Source organism: Paenibacillus farraposensis (assembly GCF_020736845.1).
GTDB lineage: Bacteria > Bacillota > Bacilli > Paenibacillales > Paenibacillaceae > Paenibacillus > Paenibacillus farraposensis.
This window is the reverse complement of the sequence record NZ_JAFFQR010000015.1, coordinates 143,279-161,082: the sequence shown is the minus strand read 5'-3', so window position 1 is coordinate 161,082 and position 17,804 is coordinate 143,279. Positions and strand designations below refer to the sequence as shown.

Annotated in this window: 16 protein-coding genes and 2 pseudogenes; 4 read left to right on the top strand and 14 right to left on the bottom strand. The window is 49.5% G+C overall.

From position 1 onward, the window contains the following. Positions 1-47: 47 nt before the first annotated feature. Positions 48-1,021 (bottom strand): annotated as a pseudogene (locus JO375_RS24700) (SPASM domain-containing protein). A gap of 13 nt (positions 1,022-1,034) precedes the next feature. Then, complete coding sequence (locus tag JO375_RS03695; RefSeq protein WP_229523189.1) at positions 1,035-1,253, bottom strand: hypothetical protein; 219 nt, start codon at positions 1,251-1,253, stop codon at positions 1,035-1,037. Between the two features lie 352 nt (positions 1,254-1,605). On the opposite strand from JO375_RS03695, the gene JO375_RS03690 reads away from it, so the two are divergent. From JO375_RS03690 to nagA, 3 genes are read left to right on the top strand one after another with little or no spacing between them, the layout of a single operon-like run. Then, complete coding sequence (locus JO375_RS03690) at positions 1,606-2,472, top strand: MurR/RpiR family transcriptional regulator (protein WP_229523188.1); 867 nt, start codon at positions 1,606-1,608, stop codon at positions 2,470-2,472. Positions 2,473-2,474: 2 nt separating this feature from the next. After that, positions 2,475-3,203 (top strand): glucosamine-6-phosphate deaminase, encoded by a 729-nt coding sequence (gene nagB, locus JO375_RS03685; protein ID WP_229523187.1) that lies wholly within the window; start codon positions 2,475-2,477, stop codon positions 3,201-3,203. Next, a complete protein-coding gene (nagA, locus tag JO375_RS03680; RefSeq protein ID WP_229523186.1) occupies positions 3,200-4,429 on the top strand; it encodes an N-acetylglucosamine-6-phosphate deacetylase in 1,230 nt (409 codons plus the stop codon). Before nagB ends, nagA begins: the two co-directional genes overlap by 4 nt. An 84-nt stretch (positions 4,430-4,513) precedes the next feature. Here the strand turns inward: nagA and JO375_RS03675 are convergent, their stop codons facing one another. Beyond that, positions 4,514-5,533 (bottom strand): YhcN/YlaJ family sporulation lipoprotein, encoded by a 1,020-nt coding sequence (locus JO375_RS03675; protein ID WP_229523185.1) that lies wholly within the window; start codon positions 5,531-5,533, stop codon positions 4,514-4,516. Between the two features lie 270 nt (positions 5,534-5,803). Here JO375_RS03675 and JO375_RS03670 point away from each other — a divergent pair. Next, positions 5,804-6,340: pseudogene (locus JO375_RS03670) on the top strand (alpha/beta hydrolase); the annotation flags it as partial. A gap of 188 nt (positions 6,341-6,528) precedes the next feature. Here the strand turns inward: JO375_RS03670 and JO375_RS03665 are convergent. The 11 genes from JO375_RS03665 to wecB all read right to left on the bottom strand — a co-directional run bounded on the left by JO375_RS03665 (position 6,529) and on the right by wecB (position 17,764). Next, a complete protein-coding gene (locus JO375_RS03665; RefSeq protein ID WP_229523183.1) occupies positions 6,529-7,467 on the bottom strand; it encodes a DUF4340 domain-containing protein in 939 nt (312 codons plus the stop codon). Then, entirely contained in the window at positions 7,464-8,855 is a 1,392-nt protein-coding gene (locus tag JO375_RS03660) for a GldG family protein (protein WP_229523182.1), read from the bottom strand. Before JO375_RS03660 ends, JO375_RS03665 begins: the two co-directional genes overlap by 4 nt. A gap of 4 nt (positions 8,856-8,859) precedes the next feature. After that, positions 8,860-9,582: an ABC transporter permease gene (locus JO375_RS03655; RefSeq protein WP_229523181.1), complete on the bottom strand. Its 723-nt coding sequence runs from the start codon at positions 9,580-9,582 to the stop codon at positions 8,860-8,862. Beyond that, positions 9,579-10,694 (bottom strand): ABC transporter ATP-binding protein, encoded by a 1,116-nt coding sequence (locus JO375_RS03650; protein WP_229523295.1) that lies wholly within the window; start codon positions 10,692-10,694, stop codon positions 9,579-9,581. Before JO375_RS03650 ends, JO375_RS03655 begins: the two co-directional genes overlap by 4 nt. Before the next feature lie 476 nt (positions 10,695-11,170). Next, a complete protein-coding gene (locus tag JO375_RS03645; RefSeq protein ID WP_229523180.1) occupies positions 11,171-12,082 on the bottom strand; it encodes an NAD-dependent epimerase/dehydratase family protein in 912 nt (303 codons plus the stop codon). A 416-nt stretch (positions 12,083-12,498) separates the two neighbouring features. Next, the gene (locus tag JO375_RS03640) at positions 12,499-12,819 is read right to left on the bottom strand and encodes a hypothetical protein (RefSeq protein ID WP_229523179.1); all 321 of its coding nucleotides are present in this window, start codon (positions 12,817-12,819) and stop codon (positions 12,499-12,501) included. Positions 12,820-13,182: 363 nt separating this feature from the next. Beyond that, positions 13,183-13,887, bottom strand: coding sequence for a glycosyltransferase (locus JO375_RS03635; protein ID WP_229523178.1), 705 nt, complete (start codon positions 13,885-13,887; stop codon positions 13,183-13,185). Next, positions 13,884-14,882 carry an NAD-dependent epimerase/dehydratase family protein gene (locus JO375_RS03630; protein WP_229523177.1) on the bottom strand — a complete coding sequence of 333 codons (999 nt, stop codon included), beginning with the start codon at positions 14,880-14,882 and terminating at the stop codon, positions 13,884-13,886. The genes JO375_RS03635 and JO375_RS03630 overlap by 4 nt, the downstream gene beginning before the upstream one ends. Further along, positions 14,843-15,697, bottom strand: a complete 855-nt coding sequence (locus JO375_RS03625; RefSeq protein WP_229523176.1) for a dTDP-4-dehydrorhamnose reductase family protein — start codon at positions 15,695-15,697, stop codon at positions 14,843-14,845. The genes JO375_RS03630 and JO375_RS03625 overlap by 40 nt, the downstream gene beginning before the upstream one ends. Next, complete coding sequence (locus JO375_RS03620; RefSeq protein ID WP_229523175.1) at positions 15,694-16,680, bottom strand: polysaccharide biosynthesis protein; 987 nt, start codon at positions 16,678-16,680, stop codon at positions 15,694-15,696. Before JO375_RS03620 ends, JO375_RS03625 begins: the two co-directional genes overlap by 4 nt. Then, a complete protein-coding gene (wecB, locus tag JO375_RS03615; protein WP_229523174.1) occupies positions 16,673-17,764 on the bottom strand; it encodes a non-hydrolyzing UDP-N-acetylglucosamine 2-epimerase in 1,092 nt (363 codons plus the stop codon). The genes JO375_RS03620 and wecB overlap by 8 nt, the downstream gene beginning before the upstream one ends. Between the last annotated feature and the right edge of the window lie 40 nt (positions 17,765-17,804).

Here is a 17,804-nt window from a genome sequence, read left to right as displayed (position 1 = left end):
CTGTCATCCCTCTCTTTCATCCGGTAATAATCCATATCCACAAGAAACTAGATATATCTCAAAGAGCCTGCTCCATGCAGATATAAGACGCTGCATTTGGAGCATACCGGTGTCAATCCTTCGTTGTTGATCTTTTGACGGGTTTTTCCATACGCATCCGAATTCCAAATCTCCTCCAGACTGTGCTTACGTAAGTTTCCAATCGTGAATTCACTGAAAAATTTGCAAGGCATAACCTTTCCATCCGGCAAAATATCGATTCTGGAGGTGAGTGTCATATTTTTTTCTTCAAGCGCCTTAGCCAAGAGAAGTTACGTGTAAAATATTCATCCATTTTGAGGGAGGTTTCTTTGGAAATGTACCAGGGGAACGTCAGCAGCACCAGTCCAGCCTTTTGTCCTCCAGCATTTGCAGAAATTCGTACATCCGTCCGATCATGTTATCGTTAATGACCGCATGGACGGTTACCCGTCCTTTATACAATCCCTGGTCACGCAGTTCAATCAGCCTATCCATTTGCCGCATCGTTTTTTGAAAGGTGCCTTTGCCGCGAATCAGATCATGTTCTCTTTCAAAACCTTCAATCGCTATTAACAGCTCCAAACGTTCAGATAAGTCCAACATCCGGTCGTACAAAACGTCATTTCGCGCCGATCTTCCGCCAGCACGTCCAGGATTTCATCAAAGCGCCGATGAAACATCGGTTCACCGCCCCACATATATAACCGGGACTTGACTTCCTTGGTCTCGCGCAAAATTTGCCGAAGCATGTCCGGGGCAAGATCCATAGTTTGCTCTTCTCTGTCCATCTGATGATGATAGCCTTCCTCATTCCATTCAAAACAGTGCGTACATCTCAGGTTGCAGAGTTGGTCAGCTTAATGCCGATTGTCTGGGGCATGTCCGTTTTGAAAGCAGGGTTCTGTGTTGCGTTACGATAAAACACGGAAGCATTTTTCAGGTTACGCTTGATGAGCTTGAACGCTTTCTCATCAATCAGCACATTGCTTTTGGGCTGCATGCTAACACCTCGTTTAGTGGATTTTCAGGCAGATCGTACCCAAGCCGAAGCCGTACCTTTGGACCGTTTCCATTCCCTCCGGGTGTGGCGCTTGTTCCGCCTCGCTAATCCCCTGTATGTAGCTGCAAAACGCATCCTCCACTTGCAGCATGAAATGGAGCAACTGCAACGAATCGGAGCCCTGCATCATGAATAATGTCCGAATGCCCATCCAGCTTTCCGACCAGCTCAAGATCTTCCTTGACCGCGCTGATCATTTCAATCACTCGGCTTTGTATAGCAAACTCCTCCTTGTGAATGAGATTCTACCTATCCTGGAACTTTATTCAATTATACTCCCCTATTAAAGAGGCAAGTCAATAGGTTGTTTTGTAAATCAAGCTCATATTATGTAAATTAATGTATGCTTGTTTCTACAAATTTTGCAGGCTCTCTTTCGTAAAATCCAGGGCACATTTTCCTCATGTCTCTTGCATGAATCCTAGCAATATTTTACAATATATATGAAAAAATTTTTCTCTATTTTATTCTTTTACACAATATTTTTTTTCACAAAATATTCTTCAGCTAAAGGAGAACAGCCTATGTCTCCCATTCTTCATTCATTAACCCATAGACTGGAGGAATTCCCCGTACAAGAACGCAGGCTGGCAGAATCCATTCTGCAATCCCCGGAGGATGTGCTGCATCTGGGAATTCGAGAGTTGTCAGCGCGTTGTGGTGTGAGTGCGGCGACCGTTACGCGGTTTTGCAAATCACTGCATTTTAAAGGCTATCCCGATTTCAAAATGAAACTGGCCGCAGAGTTGTCCCATTCAAACCATAATGGTGAAAAATCCTATCAGGACATTGTTGCCGGAAATTCACTTTCCCGTATCGTGCAGGCTATTCAGGCGAACCATACCGCATCTATTGCGGATACGACTCGACTGCTGGATTTCGATAAGCTGGAGCAGACCATTACGTGGCTGTCAGCCACAAACCGCATTGATTTGTACGGAATGGCGACCTCCTCGATTGTGGCGCAGGATTTTTACCAGAAGCTCATTCGTATTGGCAAAAACAGCACTGCTTTCGCCGATTCACACATGCAGATTACCTCTGCCTCCTCGCTTGGGCCGGGAGATGTCGCCTTTGCTGTCTCCTACTCGGGGGAAACCCAGGAGACGATTGCCGCTCTGCGCTGCGCGAAGGAGCAGGGAGCCAGGACACTATCCCTGACCTCCTTTGGCAACAACACGCTGGCGGGGATTTCGGATATTGCCCTGTTTTCCTCCTCGCTGGAGGAGGGGATGCGGCGTGGGGATATGGCGTCCCGCATTGCTCAGCTTCATATCATTGATATCCTGTTTACAGGTATGGTAAGTGCGAATTTTGACAAATATATTCCAAGATTGGAAGGTTCATATCAACAAGTGAGCAAGCTCAAAAAACAACCAGGGGGCCACTAAAGATGAACATACGCATTTTGAACAGCCGTGAAGACCTGAACGCTACTGCCGCCGCTGTGATCGCCGGCTTGCTGCTAACCAAACCGCAGGCCATGCTTGGTCTGGCTACCGGCAGCACGCCGATAGGCATCTACCGGCATCTTGCAGATATGTACCGCAAGGGACAGGTCAGCTTTGCACGAGCCTATGCGGTCAATCTTGATGAATATGTCGGACTTTCCCAAAACCATCCGCAGAGCTACCGCAATTTTATGAATGAACACTTGTTCCGGCATATTGATATTCCCATCCCCCATACCCACATACCCGACGGGAATGCAAACGATCTCGAGGCCGAATGTGCAGCACATGAGCAGGCTATTTTGGAGCATGGACCCGTGGATCTGCAATTGCTCGGCATTGGCCATAATGGTCATATCGGTTTTAACGAGCCTGGGCATAGCTTGACCGGTTATACACATGTTGTCGATTTGGATGAAAGAACGCGCACGGCGAATGCGCGATTTTTTGGACATATCGATGCCGTACCCAAGCAAGCAGTGACAATGGGAGTAGGCACGATTTTAAAGGCTAAGCAAATTATACTGGTCGCGTTTGGAGCGGATAAAGCCGACATTATAAAGCGGGCTTTAACTGGACCTGTTACGACAGCATGTCCGGCTTCTCTGCTGCAATGCCACCCCAACGTGCTTATCTTACTAGATCAGGAAGCAGGAGGATGGTTCCATTGAATGCAGAGGATCGATGTGACAGCATAACGCAGCTATTGTATGGACAGGTCGTCACCGGGAACAACGTGATTAAAAAAGGGGTAGTCGTCATTAAGGAGCAATCCATTATATATGCCGGTTCAGAGAAAGATTTGCCGGCGGAATGGGCATCAAAAGCCCAAGCAATCCAGGCAGATGATGCAATAGCTGCGACAAACGTTGTTCGTCTCGAGGATGGTTATCTGCTGCCAGGTTTTATTGATATCCATGTTCACGGCGGTAACGGGGAAGATTTTATGGACTCCAATGCAAAGGTGCTAGATACGATAACCTCCTTTCACGCCTCACAAGGAACGACCGCTATGCTGGCTACCACGATGACCGCACCCAAGGAACAGATTGACCGGGTGCTGGGCGAGGTTCACGCCTATATGGCACAGCCCATGCCCCATGCCCAGTTGGAGGGTGTTCATCTGGAGGGCCCGTTCATCAGCCCGAACTGGCCGGGGGCACAAAACCCGGACTACATTGTGCCGCCTAATCTGGCATGGGTGGAGGAATGGGAGCAGCGCTACCCGGGGCTCGTTCGCCAGCTGACGCTTGCGCCTGAACGGGAAGGCGCGCTGGAGCTGATCGCATGGCTGTGCGCCCATGGCATTACTGCGGCACTTGGTCATACGAATGCTACGTATGAAGAGGTGGAACAGGCGGCGGCGGCGGGGCTGAACCATGCAGTGCATGCGTTCAATGCTATGACTCCGCTGCATCATCGCAAGCCGGGAGCGGCTGGAGCGATGCTTACTGATTCGCGCATCAAAACAGAGGTGATCGCGGATGGCATTCACGTGCACCCTGCGGCTATTTCACTGCTCGCCAAGGTTAAGCAGGAGCACAATCTTATTTTGATCACCGACGCCATGTCTGCCACCGGACTGGAAGACGGACATTATACGCTGGGGGATCTGCCAGTGATCGTGCAGAATGGCGTAGCCCGGCTGATGGATGGAGTCACACTGGCAGGAAGCACCTTGACCATGATTGAGGGCTTTCGCTTTCTGGTTCAGCATGTGGGCTTGAGTATCTCGCAAGCCTCGCAAATGGCCAGCCTGAATCCGGCTCAATCCCTGAACATTCATGCTCGAACAGGCTCGCTTGAAGCAGGCAAACAAGCAGACATCCTGTTACTGGATGCCAATCTGCATCTACAAGGCGTATGGATTAAAGGAATACGCCAAGCATGTATATGATTCCCCTAAACCAAAGAGCTATCCGTCGGCGCATTCGCCGAAATGGATAGCTCTTTTTTGGCAGTACACATATATAATCGTGAATTAACGATAATTCAAAGGTGCAGGCGTATGATTTTGCGGGCGTGTTGGTGGTGTATTTAATAATGGACGGTTTGTCCCAGCCGCTGGTGCTGGGAAAATGCGTTGAATGATATCCACCAATTGAGCGCTTAAGCCTTTAACCGGATGACCACTTTGTACACTGCGTGCAAAGTCCGTGGAGTGCTTGACAAAATCCGGGTTCGCCGATACATACACCTGTTGAATCGAAGGCGCAAATTGCTTAACCTTGTTAGCGATACGGCTCTTGACAGCTTGGGTTAACCCAGCTGGTTCATAGGCCGTTCCTGCACCTTGTACTGTAGTGCCATCCGTATGGGTACCATACATGTGAGCACCATCCGTGCGGGTACCATCCGTGCGGGTACCATCAGTCAAACCACGAATCATACCATAAGAACCAGTCCCCATTGTGCCGTATAATCCGTCGCCTCGACGCACAGGTGTCCCGTATCCGGTAACTCCATTGTACGTAGCTCCCGGGGCTATACCATCGGTGGTGTAATTGCCTCTTGTCCCATTCACTCCATGTGTAGTTACGCCATCTGTAGTTACACCATGTGTAGTTACACCATGTGTAGTCATGCCGTGTGTAGTACCTTTGCCGCTTGGAGTAGCTACACCGGTTTTATTGGCCTGATCTTTTAAAGCTACCGCAACATAAGCATGACGATCACCAACCAGCACTGTGGCAGATTTTACATCCGGCAACTCGGATATGCGTTTGGACAAATTGCGGTCGACTTGCAAATTACGAACCGGGTGTCCGGTAACGTTGGTATTCGTGCTCAATGGCGCCACGTTCATACCGTTGGTTCTTGCCCCGAATCGGTTCACACCATCACGGTTTACACCATCCAAAGGACGTGTGTTTTGCACGTTATAGCGGGTTGTGTTCGTGCGGGCGTTACGATCCGCAGTCCCACATCCCGTCAAAGTAGCCATGCTCGCAAGTAAAGCAGCAGAAATCGTCAAACTGATGATCTTCTTCGTTCCTGGCATGAGCTCATCCTCCATACATATAAAATGTGTGACGAGATTAGCATGCGCCATGAATCTTAGGGATATCCTAACTAAAAAATGACTAAAAAAATAAATTTTAATGTAAATATGAAATAGAATTGACGATTTACCACTTGATGGTATGTATAATAGACTAGGAAAAATACTTTATTTTACAAAGAGGATTCCAAGCTTGAAAAAGATCACCGTTTTGATGCTTATTTTTTGGTTATCTGCGACGCTTGTACCTGTAAGCGCTTTTGCAGGTTCTACAGCAGCTGGGCCGGATGGCTGGCAGATATCGTCGGGTCACAAAATCCCGGTACCTCTACATTACAAACATCTTATATGAAGTATTTCCGCTCCAAGACCGATTCACTCAGCAACGCGACTACCATTCCATTTTTCACATTTGCCGGTGATAACTGGTCTGACGGTAGCGCTTCCTACATACTAGTCGGACTTTATCTCTCAACCTTTGACAAAAATGATGGTATGGTCACTTTCGACAATGCAAAGCTTCCCGGTGGACGTGTAGTTAAAGTCGGACCCTGGGATCATGCCAAAGTTCGTACCAGCTCTTACGTCTTTCCCCTGATTCAGCCCTACCTCCAAGCGAACACTCTAGCATTAAACCAGGAAACAGAGGCACTTCCAGCAGCATCTTCCCTGACTGCTTCTGTTTTACAATCCACTTATAGCGAGATCGACAATTTCCTACTTTATCCGCGGCGGCAAATTTAAAGGGACAAGCATCTGAAGCCCTCACGGTTGAAAATGGTGTCAAATTCCATTGAACTGGACTGGTATGGTTCTTTTTATTTACCTTCCTTATATACACAGCTAAAAAGGAGGGAATACATTTCAGATGGATGCAGCAGCGGTCCTTCTTCCAAATGCAGCAAGCCTGATGAAAAATGAACACAAAGAAGCTCCAGCCGACGATGCTTCGCCTCTGGAGCCTCTTTGATCATCCACATAAGTGGATTGCCAATTCATTTTTTAGTCTGAGCCTGGTCGTGCCCATTTTGTTCGATACGGTTCACATCAGATACAGACAGTCCATAGGCCCAGCTGCTTTGCGGAGGTACAACCCATACGGTATTCGGATCATCGCTAAGCGTCCAGCCCTGATAGACCAACTGGGAATCATCCTGATCCAGCGATACACTTAGCGTAAAGCGATGAACAGGCTTGCTCAGCTCGGAGGCTTTGCGCAGGGATTGGTTGCTAGCCAGGTTTTTGATTTGCTGCGACAAGGAGGTCGCCGTATCGCTGGCTATTGACTTGCCGTTCAGCGTCCAGGAGGTGGAAGCACTGTCCCCGGCTTCACTGTGACCTGAGGCTTTAAGCATCCATGAGGCGTTCCGGCCTTCCCACTCAATCCCGCTCAGCTTGTCATCGTCCCAATCGAACGGCGTCGTATCCGTAAAATCCGTAGTACCCAGCAGTAATCCCGAAAGGGTATCGATCGGCACGGAAGCGACCTCTTTTTTATCTGATAATACATAAACAGCATCTCCGGAAGGCAGCGCTTCACCAAAAGCATAGGTGTGTACATCACCCTGCTTGGTCTTGATCTCAATCCGGTCTTGGGTAGCGCTGATTCCGTACTTGGCTACGTCTTTGGGAGAAGACTCTACTCCTTCGCCCAGCTTCACATCCAGCATAGCGGTTAACCAATTGTCGATGGTATATCCGTTTAAAGGATAAGACTGCGGCTTACTCATACTCCATTTGCCATCACGCTGTACAAGCTCCACCGTTTTGCCGTCCTTCCCTGTTATAGCGAAAGACGTAATATCTCCCCGGGTAAGCTGAACCATCTGGCGGGCCGCCGGAGCTTGCTCGCGGAAAAAGTTTTGGCTCTTGGCGTAGATTATACCCGCTCCCAATACAACCAACAGCAGCACGGTGGGTATCCATTTTCTCATGCACTTCTTCGCCTCCACCATAATAAGATTCCGATAACCACGAACAGCAGCGGCAATCCGATAACAGATATGATCAATATCGTTTTTGCTTGCGCAGGAGTCAAATAGGCCATCTTGTAATCCTGCTCCTGACGTGGTCGAATGGTGAGCCCATCGGAGTGCTCCTGTATATAATTCAGACTGTTTAGCACAAAATCCCGATTTCCTGCCGTGCCGATTTCAGTGTCGCTTAGAAGCGCCGACGTTCCAAGAATCACAGCCTTGGGCTTGCCGTCTTTTCCGTCTACCGCATAACCCAGATCAAGCGGCCCCTGCAGGTCCTTGCTATCCTTCTGCGTTTCGTTGTTCAGCAGTCCCTGAATATTCGTTTCACCATAGCTGGCGGCAGAAGATTTTAGCAAAGGCGTAGTCTTCCAATTTTTTTGTTCCCCGGTTTGCAAAGCAATAGACAGCGAAAGAATCGGATACAGATTGGAAGCAGCCAGCTTATCGGTGATCGCATGACTGCCAAAGGTAGGAACTGTCCACAAAGGCCCGAGCGTATTGGTCTGCTCCTGATCTACCACAATTGCATGCGTATCCTTCACTCCATAATCAGCCGCCAGGACGTCCAGGTTTTTCCAACTAGTTTCCATGTTCGGATGAAAGCCTAACGCCATAAAAAGCTTTCCGCCACCGCTCAGGTACGCGCGAATACTCTTCAGCTCTGTCGCACTGATATCCCGCTGCGGTCCGACAATAGCCAGCACGGATGCATCTTTAGGCACACTGCCCGTCCGATTAAGCAATACCTCTTCTGTTTTTACATTGTCCTGTGCCAGTGAGCTGCTTAATTCAGTCATTTGAGACAAAGGAATCTCCTCATGTCCGGTCAGAAAAATCACTTTCCCTTGCCGGGTAGAGGACAGTCCCAGCAGTCCGCTGGTCAGCTTTTCTTCACCGGTAAACTGATATGCTCCTTCACTGCCTCCCGGTGCTTGTGTAAACAGACTGCCCATATCTATTACCCGTTTCTTTTCCCCTTGCACCAACACAATAGATGCTGCGGTAACACCATATTGCTTGGCCAGCACCGGTTCCTGGTTCAGATCGTATTGCTCAACCTTGATCTTGCTGTTACGCTTGGCGTATTCGCTCAGCATATCTGTAACATCCCGGTTCAGCTTCTGGTTTTGTGAAGTGGATACGGTAAAAGCAATGAATCGCACGTCCTCCTTCACTCCCTGAATAGCCGTTATCGTCTGGTCAGACAGCGTATACTGCTTGCCTGCCGTCAAATCCAGCTGAAATCCTCCCATTGAACGCAGGAATAGCGTCAACAAAATAAAAATACCTGCAGCAGCAACCGACAACACCACACTGTTTGTATGACCCAGCCATTTTTTCATCTGCTCACCTCCACCGTTTCCGTTCCACGACTTGGATGCTGAACAGCAAAAAGAGTGCCGCTATCGTCACGTAATACAACACATCGGCTCCGTTCAGCAATCCTTTGGTGAAGCTGTCAAACCGTGCGGTTAGTGAAAAAGGCTCCAGCCATTGCTGAACCGTCGCAGCTGTGCCCGTTTGTCCCCCAAACGAATCCAGCATCCAGAATACAAGCAAAATAATAAAGCTGACGACCGCCGCCATCATCTGATGCTGTGAAAGCGTCGAAGCGAACAAGCCGATCGCCATCATGGCTGCACCAAGCATGAACAAACCGATCACAGATGTAAATACCAGCATCCAGTCCAGCGACCCATAAAAAGACATCACGACCGGATACGCCAGACTGCACAGCACCAACATAAGCAACATCCCTAGCGATGCCAGAAATTTCCCTATAATTATTTCCGTCACACTCACAGGTGAGGTGAGCAACAGTTCATCCGTCCCCTGCCTGAATTCCTCCGCGACCAGCCGCATGGTAAGCAGTGGAACGACAAACACCAGCATGGACAGCGTATCACCAAGCACTAACCGATAATCCAGAATGCTGGGCTGATACATGACAAAGTTCACATAAAAGAGCAGTCCTGTCAGCAGCATATACACTGCCAGCGCAAAATACGTCGTTGGTGTCCACAAATAGGCCTGCAGCTCTTTTTGGCAAACCGCAATTAAACGCCTCATGACCGATGCCCTCCTGTATCCTTCTCTTCCTCAGCCTTGTCACCAAGGGCCACAGCTTCTTCATCATCTGCCGTAACATCCCTAGATGCTGCATTCTCTGCGGAAGGCAGATGCTGACCCGCTTGATCGCCAGCCTGGCCTGCACCCGGCTCGCGAGTCGTCAGCTGCTGGAAGATATTTTCCAGGCTAAGATTCTCTTTTTTCATCTCCAGAATCGGAAGCTTGGCCTCAGACAGTACATAAAATAACTCCTCGCGGAAATCCTCACTGGAAGCCCCGGTTAGTAATAGCCCAGTCCAATTCCGCTCTATTTCAGCCTGCTTCTCATCGTCTTGAGACAAGGAAGGTGTTAAAGGTTCGGCCTCGACTTTTCCCCAAGCACGCAGGACATCCAGCACCTGTTCACGCTGACCTTTGATTTCCACCTTTACCTTAAATCCATCCTCCATCGAACCACCGAGTGCATCAGGCCGCCCATCCAGCACCAACTCCCCCTCATGGATGATAAGAACCCGATTGCACAAAGCATCGACCTCAGGCAAAATATGCGTGCTAAGCAATACCGTATGATTTTCGCCAATCTCCTGAATAAGCTGACGAATCTCCAAAATCTGATTGGGGTCCAATCCTGAAGTTGGTTCATCCAGTACCAGCAAATCCGGGTTATGGATCATTGCTCCGGCCAGTCCCAAACGTTGTTTATACCCTTTGGACAAGCTTCGTACCCACTGTTTTTCGCGTCCGTTCAGCCCCAGCCGGGAAATCATTTCAGAAATACGCAGCTTTTGCTCTCTCGCAGGCACATCCCGAATGCTGGACACAAACTTCAAATAGGATTGTACGGTCATATCTCCATACAAAGGCGGAGTCTCTGGCAAATAGCCGATTTTGGAACGAGCCTGTCTGCCCTTATCCTGAATCGGAATGCCATCAATCGTGATGACTCCCTCGCTTGGCTGGAGATACCCCGTAATCATGCGCATCGTCGTCGTTTTGCCCGCACCGTTTGGCCCCAAAAAACCGACAATTTCACCGCGCTGCATTTCAAAATCCAGCTTATGTACGCCCCGGTTGCCTTCATACCACTTGCTCACCTGTTGCACCTTGAGCACACGTTTCACCCTTTCTATGATCAGTAGCAGCAGATTGGAAGCCCAATCCCTTGCGAAGCGGTCTCCCCGGTCTAATGCTACACTTTTAAAATCTAATGATAAGCCCACATATATAACTCTAGCTTAACGTCACTTAAATAAAAGCTTAAAACAATGTGTCTAAAATGTGAACATTGATTTCCATTGATGCCCCCCGTCTCTTCGGGTTGGATAACTTGGTATAGGGGAATGCATATCCCCATTCTCTATTATCAACAGGGTACAGAAATAAAAAACCTCCACCTGTTTCGAATTTCTTCTAAAGAAAAATTTTAAAAACTGGTAGAGGTTCATCGCTACGATGCAGTGATCGTCTTCGTATCTTGTGAATCTATTTAATTCTCAACAAACGTTCTCCGGCATGAATATCCGTCCCATTTTCCACTATGATATCCGTGTAAACGGCTGAATTGGTTACTATAACAGAGGTCGTGATATCAACCCATACTGCTGATATATGTTTCCTTTAAGCCAGCGGAGATGCCGTACAGCGGTTCCCAGTGAAGCCAATGCCTGGCGACTGCGTTGCTAAGGCAGCTATGGTGAATGTCTCCCGGACGCGCGGATGAATATACGGGACGAACGGATGAACCGTGCAGCTTTAGCAAATCATAGGCCAATCGATTAATGGATGTCGTTCGTCCCGTACTTACATGTACCGTGCGTTGATCCGCTGCGCGTATCGCCGCTATATTCGCTCTGACTACGTCCTTGACGTACACAAAGTCGCGGGTCTGCGTTCCGTCGCCGTGAATGAGCAAGGGGCTTCCTTTTTTCAGCCGCTCCATAAACAGAGCGACTACGCCGCCCTCTCCCTTCGCCGCCTGGCCGGGACCATACACATTTCCGTAACGCAAAATCGTGTAGTTCATGCCGTATAACCGATGAAAAAGCCGAATATACGACTCTGCGGTCAGCTTGGACAGCCCATAGGCCGAGATCGGCTCCGCGGGATCGTCTTCCTGAATGCATTGCTTCTCCAGCTCTCCGTATACGCCGGATGTAGACGCAAATATAAATTTGGGTACACCGGCCTCATGGCAAGCCTGCAACAAATGAATCGTCCCCATCACATTCACATCCGCGTCCTCATCCGGTTGATGAATGGATTGCTGCTCATCAGCCTGTGCCGCCAAGTGAAACACAATATCCGGGCTTTCCCGAATCAGCAGCGTCCGGGTTTCAGAACTGCGAATATCCGCCATATGCAAGACCGCGCGCGGGTCCACATTTGCGGCATTCCCAGTCGTCAGATTATCCAGTACATGCACTCTGATGCCCGAATCAGCAAGCGCACGCACCAGATGGGAACCGATGAATCCGGCCCCTCCGGTGACCAAAGCCTTCACGAGCGCACCCTCCTTTTATACCTGAACGGGTCGGCGCTTGAACCTTACCAGCAATTTCGGATACAGATGCACTCCGCACATTGTCTATGCCAGTATGACAGGCCCATATGCTGCTATCCCCTCTCACACATTTTATGCATTGCCGCACAGCTTGGCGCAGGCGGAAGCACAAGCTGTACAATGAATCATACATAGGTGAATGGTTGTGTCGACAGATAGACATTGCTCATATAGTAAACTACCTATCCAAAGGAGGTGACAATCATACCCGAGAAGTGTCCCAGGGTATGAAGCCCGTGAGCGGAAAATCCAAGGTAATGTTATTCTCACATATTTGCCATCCGGCTCGAATGTCGGGTGCCGAGAAATGGCTGCTTTTTTTAGCCAAAACCCTAGCCGGGAAATATGAGGTTGTGTTAGTTGTTCCCGGTTCCGGCATACTGTCCAAAGATGCAGAAAATGCAGGTATAAGAAGTTGAAAACCTGAATCCAGATGGCACTTTCATTTCGAGCTCTATTGTACTACGTATCAGTAATACAACAGCAGCTCCACTTGTACCCATCATTGTGAATGCGTACAGTGCGCCCGGAAGTCCACCGACAGGTACGGTGTCAACCTTGTATTTCACAACCACATTTACCCTGGGTGCGCCAAATTCAGTTGTTACACTTACGATTCCTACTGTAGTGCCAGCATATGAAATTAGAGTTTCATCTCCAGTCGCAGCCGGATTCATAAGTGGCATCTCCATTGAAGCTCAAGGAAAAGATGCTGCTGGCAATAACGTACCAGAGCATACATTCCCGTTCGGTGACTGGGGATCGGTATCTATTGTGTAAGGTTTGCATCATGACAAAGTATTATTTTTCTAACTAAGATGACTCTCCCTACCATCACTAGTGATTGTAATTTGGCCTGTGAATCTGTGTGCTCTATACTGGCACCGAAGATCATAGGCTTTCTTCCTTAACCGCATGGTCTGCGCATCTACACTCATATTTCAATAGGCTTACTGGCAAAAAAAGAGGCTGAAACCGCTCAGCCTCTTCTTTCACGGCCATATATGACACGCCTCTGATTCGCGCTATATGGAAATAAATCAATTCAGCAGTTCAGTGAAGCTGATTCTGTGACGCGCCTGGGTAATTAAGTACTCCTGTTCAACGGCGTGCCGATGCTTTTGGGTTCCCATTCCATCGTGCCAACGATAGTTTACGAGCACCTCGTTTAAATAAGGAAAAGCGTATCCTGCCAGCATCACCCTGTACCACATATCCAAATCGTGGGTATATGCCAGCAGTTCATTGAATAACCCTATCTGCGCAAACAGTTCTTTTTTGAACATCACCGTGCATCCGTTTACCGGGTTGCCTTCCAGAAAACAACGGTAAAATTCCTGTACCGTCGAAAATACCGCTCCCGCCCGCTGGCTTGTGATTTGGCTGTATTGATTGATCAAGTTGAAGTTGGTGTGGGAAATATACGCACTTTGCTCTATCATAAAGGAAATCTGGTTGTTGATTTTATCCTTGTGGAAGGTATCATCCGAGCTGAGCCATGCAATGTATTCGCCGCTGGCATGCCGGATACCTTGATTTAACGCACTGGCTGTTCCGCCGTTTGCTTTGCCCAAATAATAGATATATGGAAGATAGGGCTGAAGCAGTTCGCGATGTATCGTGGACCCATCATCGACGACGATAATCTCAAGCGGATCGTAGCTTTGCTCCAGTGCGCTTTGCAAAGCCTGATTCACGTAGCCACAGTTATAAAAGGGAATGACAATCGTTACTCTTGGTCTCATAATGTTCCTTCCTTTCCGGCTCGTCGGTATTGAATCATATCCTCCAGGGATTGCCCCAGCTGTATGGTCGGCTTCCAGCCCATCTCCTCCAGCTCCTTTGCACGGTATGGCTCCATCGTTGCTGATTCCGCCGCATCCCCCCACTGGATGGGAATCGATGTATTCGCGAGCGCAACCATACGCTCCACAATATGACCCAGCTCTACGATGCGGCCTGTGCAGACCGGGTAAATACGCCCTGGTACACCTTGTTCCAGCAGCACACCGTATGCACGAACCGCGTCCCGAACGTCCAGAAAATCACGCTGCGCATGACGGGAAGACACCCGGAACGGGGCAGTATCCGTTACCGGCTGCCCTTTCATACGCTCCGTCCGAACGACATACCCTGCCAGTAATGCGCAAAAGCCGGTGGAGGGGCCCGGACCGATCAAGTTGCAAGGTTCCGCCAGCATGACGGATTGATCGAACAGCTCGCCCCACGATAGCGCGACGGCCTCTTGAATGCTTTTGCTGAGACTGTACGGGTGTGTGGGATGATACGGAGCCTGCAAGGCCGTCTTTAGCCGGGAACCCGCCACAACAATACGGGCCTTGGGGAAAGAGCGCAGTACATCCAGCAGGTACAATGTGGACAGTACATTGGATTCCATGTACAGCAGTGGACTCTGCCATGATTCAGGCACTGAATTTTTACCACCCAGATGAAGTACATAATCCGGAACAATCTGGCGAATCACTTCGCTCAGACGTTTCTTGTCCAGCAAGTTGCACACATAAGGCGTAATACAGCAATGATCGCCAACAGCCGAGCTGGTGTTCTCATCATCGACCGCCAGTGAGGTCAGTTCTGATACGGAGGCGGCCGTGCGAGTCAGTGCCGCCACTTCCCAGCCGAGCTTTGCGAAATAGCGGCAGGCGTGCATCCCGGTATAGCCTGCCGCACCGGTAATCACTATAACTGGCCGACGTTGTTCCGCTGTACTTCGGTCCATTCCAGCAGCTCCTTCAGCATGGTACTGTAGTGAGGAACACCGTAGAGCAGATCGGTCCGGGTACAACAAAGCGTCCGATCCAGCACCGGCTCATCCTTCGGCACGATCCGAATATCCTCCCTTTTCCAGACTTCTTTGAACAGCAGCAGCAAGTCATACTTGCTGATCGGTTCGAGGTAAACCAGATGAATGAGTCCATCTACCGGCTCATTCATAAGTACCCGTATCGCCTTGGCCAATTCCAAGGTTGTAACCCCGTTCCACAAGACACGGCGATAACCGTCAACCTCTCCGCGCTGCTGCAAGAACCAGTGCAGCAGCCCAATGCCTTCAGGCCGAATTTCCGGGCCGATAATGGAGGTGCGAATGGTCAGATGCCCTGCTGCCGTTACTTCTCCAAGTATTTTCGTCAAGGCATAGGCGCTTGTCCCGTCAGGCGGATCCGTTTCCCTGTACAAACCGGGTACCCGCTTTCCCTCGAATACGCAGTCGGTACTAATATGAATCAGACGGGCACCGATACTGTCCGCCGTCCGCGAGAGAAGATGCGGCAGCAGCCCATTAATCTGGTATGCAGAAATTCGATCCGCTGCGGCATACTGGTTCAGCACGCCCACCGCGTTTATAATGACGTCAGGCCGCACGCTCCGCACCAGTTGCTCTACCATAGAGCTGTCCCTTACGTCCAGCAGCAGACCGCCTTTATTCTCAGGATCACGGGTAGTGTAGAACACGTGATACCCGCCCTGATTTTGAAAATAGTCGACCAGCATATGGCCAGACATACCGTTACCACCCAAAATAAGCAGCTTCATTTAATGAACCCCCCGCGCTGGAGGATGCTTCGAATTTCCTCTTTTGACATCAGATTGAACTCCGAACTAAAGCTGCTGAATGACACCGGAGGGCACTGACTATAGCGATCTTTTAATTGAGGTATATCTAGCATCGGAAGAATAATCAAATATTGCTCGTCATATACAACCGTCGTCTGGCTTTCAAAGTCACTCATCAAAATTTCATGAATTTTCTCACCCGGACGAATGCCTTTTTCTATTATTTCTACGTTCTCCACACCCGAATCCTCAATGAGCACCTCGGCCAAATCCACAATATTGCAGGTAGGCATAGTCATGATAAAAATTTCTCCGCCGACGCTTTCCACCGAGGCTTTGAACAGAAGACTTATCGCATCGCGCAAGGTCAAGAAAAAACGGGTCATTTTCATGTCTGTGATAAAAACCTTGCCCTTTTGGCGAATCTGGCTTTGAAACAGATGTACTACACTTCCGTTTGTACCCAAGACATTACCGCCGCGCACTGTCACGAACCGTGTGTCGCTATGGAGCAGATTGGCATAGACAATCAGCTTTTCTCCAATCGCCTTCGTCATGCCGTAAAAATTGGACGGATTTGCAGCTTTATCCGTTGATATATAAATGACTTTCTTTACCTGATTGGCAACAGCGGCCTCAATGACGTTCTGGGTGCCTACTACATTGGTTTTAAGTGCTTCATAGGGCTGATCCTCGCACACAGGCACATGCTTGAGAGCCGCCAAATGAAATATATAGTCCACACCCTGGCAAGCGGTAACCATCGCGTCCTTATCCCGAATATCTCCAATACAGAAGCTGAGACGTTCGTCCTCAAACTGCCTGTTCATGGCTACCTGACTCGATTCTCCACGTGAATAGATGATGATCTCTTTGGGATTACGCGGCAGTAACTGGGCAACCAGCTCATGCCCCCAGGAGCCGGTACCGCCGGTAACCAAGATACGTTGGTTTTCAAACATGCCGTTTCCCTCCAAGCAGAAATTTAACCACTTTATCCGACACATCTTCCGTCAGATAGCCTGCGGGACACTGCCACTTATGGGGTATCCCGGTCATTAAAGCTACCGCGTTCGCGATCGCCTCGCCATCGAGCCCGGATACGATATTGCTGCCGCAATCTACCGTCTCCGGTCGTTCTGTCGTCCGGCGCATCGTGACCGTCGGCACGCCCATGACGCAGCATTCCTCCTGTACGGTACCGCTGTCCGTCAACGCACAGCGGGCATGCCGTTCCAGCTGCACGAAGTCAAAAAAACCGAACGGCTCGTGGAATTCCACCAGCGGATCAAGCTGGATTGGCGGATGGCTTGCAATCCGGGCGGCTGTGCGGGGATGAATGCTGCAAATGATGCGCTGCCCGGATTGCCGGGCTACCCGGTTGAGACCCTCCAGAATAGCCAGCAAATGCGGCGGATGATCGACATTTTCAGCTCTGTGGGTAGTCACCAGGAAATACCCCCCCGATGATAATCCGAGCTTATTTAAAATGTCGCTGCCGGACACTTCTTTCTCATAATGCTGCATCACTTCGTAGATGGGATTCCCGATCAGTATAATTCGTTGACTCGGGAAGCCTTCCCGTATTAGATGCTGCTTGCTTTGCTCTGTGTATGGCATATTAATCGTAGAAATGGCATCTATGACGTGGCGGTTCTTCTCTTCCGGCACATCCAGATCATAGCAGCGGTTCCCTGCTTCCATATGCACGACCGGGTAGCCCATACGTTCTGCAAGCAAGGCGCATAAAGCGCTGTTCGTATCACCAAGCAATAGCACATGATCCGGGCGTTCCTTGTTCAAAATGTCCTCCATCTGCGAAAACATCGCAGATAGCTGCTTGCCCAGCGTTCCCGCCTTCTCCTGAAGCACATAATCCGGGGCACGCAGGCCCAGCTCGCGGAAGAATTGCCCGCTCAGGCTATCTGTGTAATTTTGCCCCGTATGCACAAGCACATGTTCATCTGCATAGCGGTCCAGCTTCGGAATGATCAGGCTGAGCCGTATAATTTCCGGTCTTGTGCCGAGCACGGTCAATATTTTCATGGTTTTGGAACCCACCTTTGCTGTCGTTGTTTCATGAAAC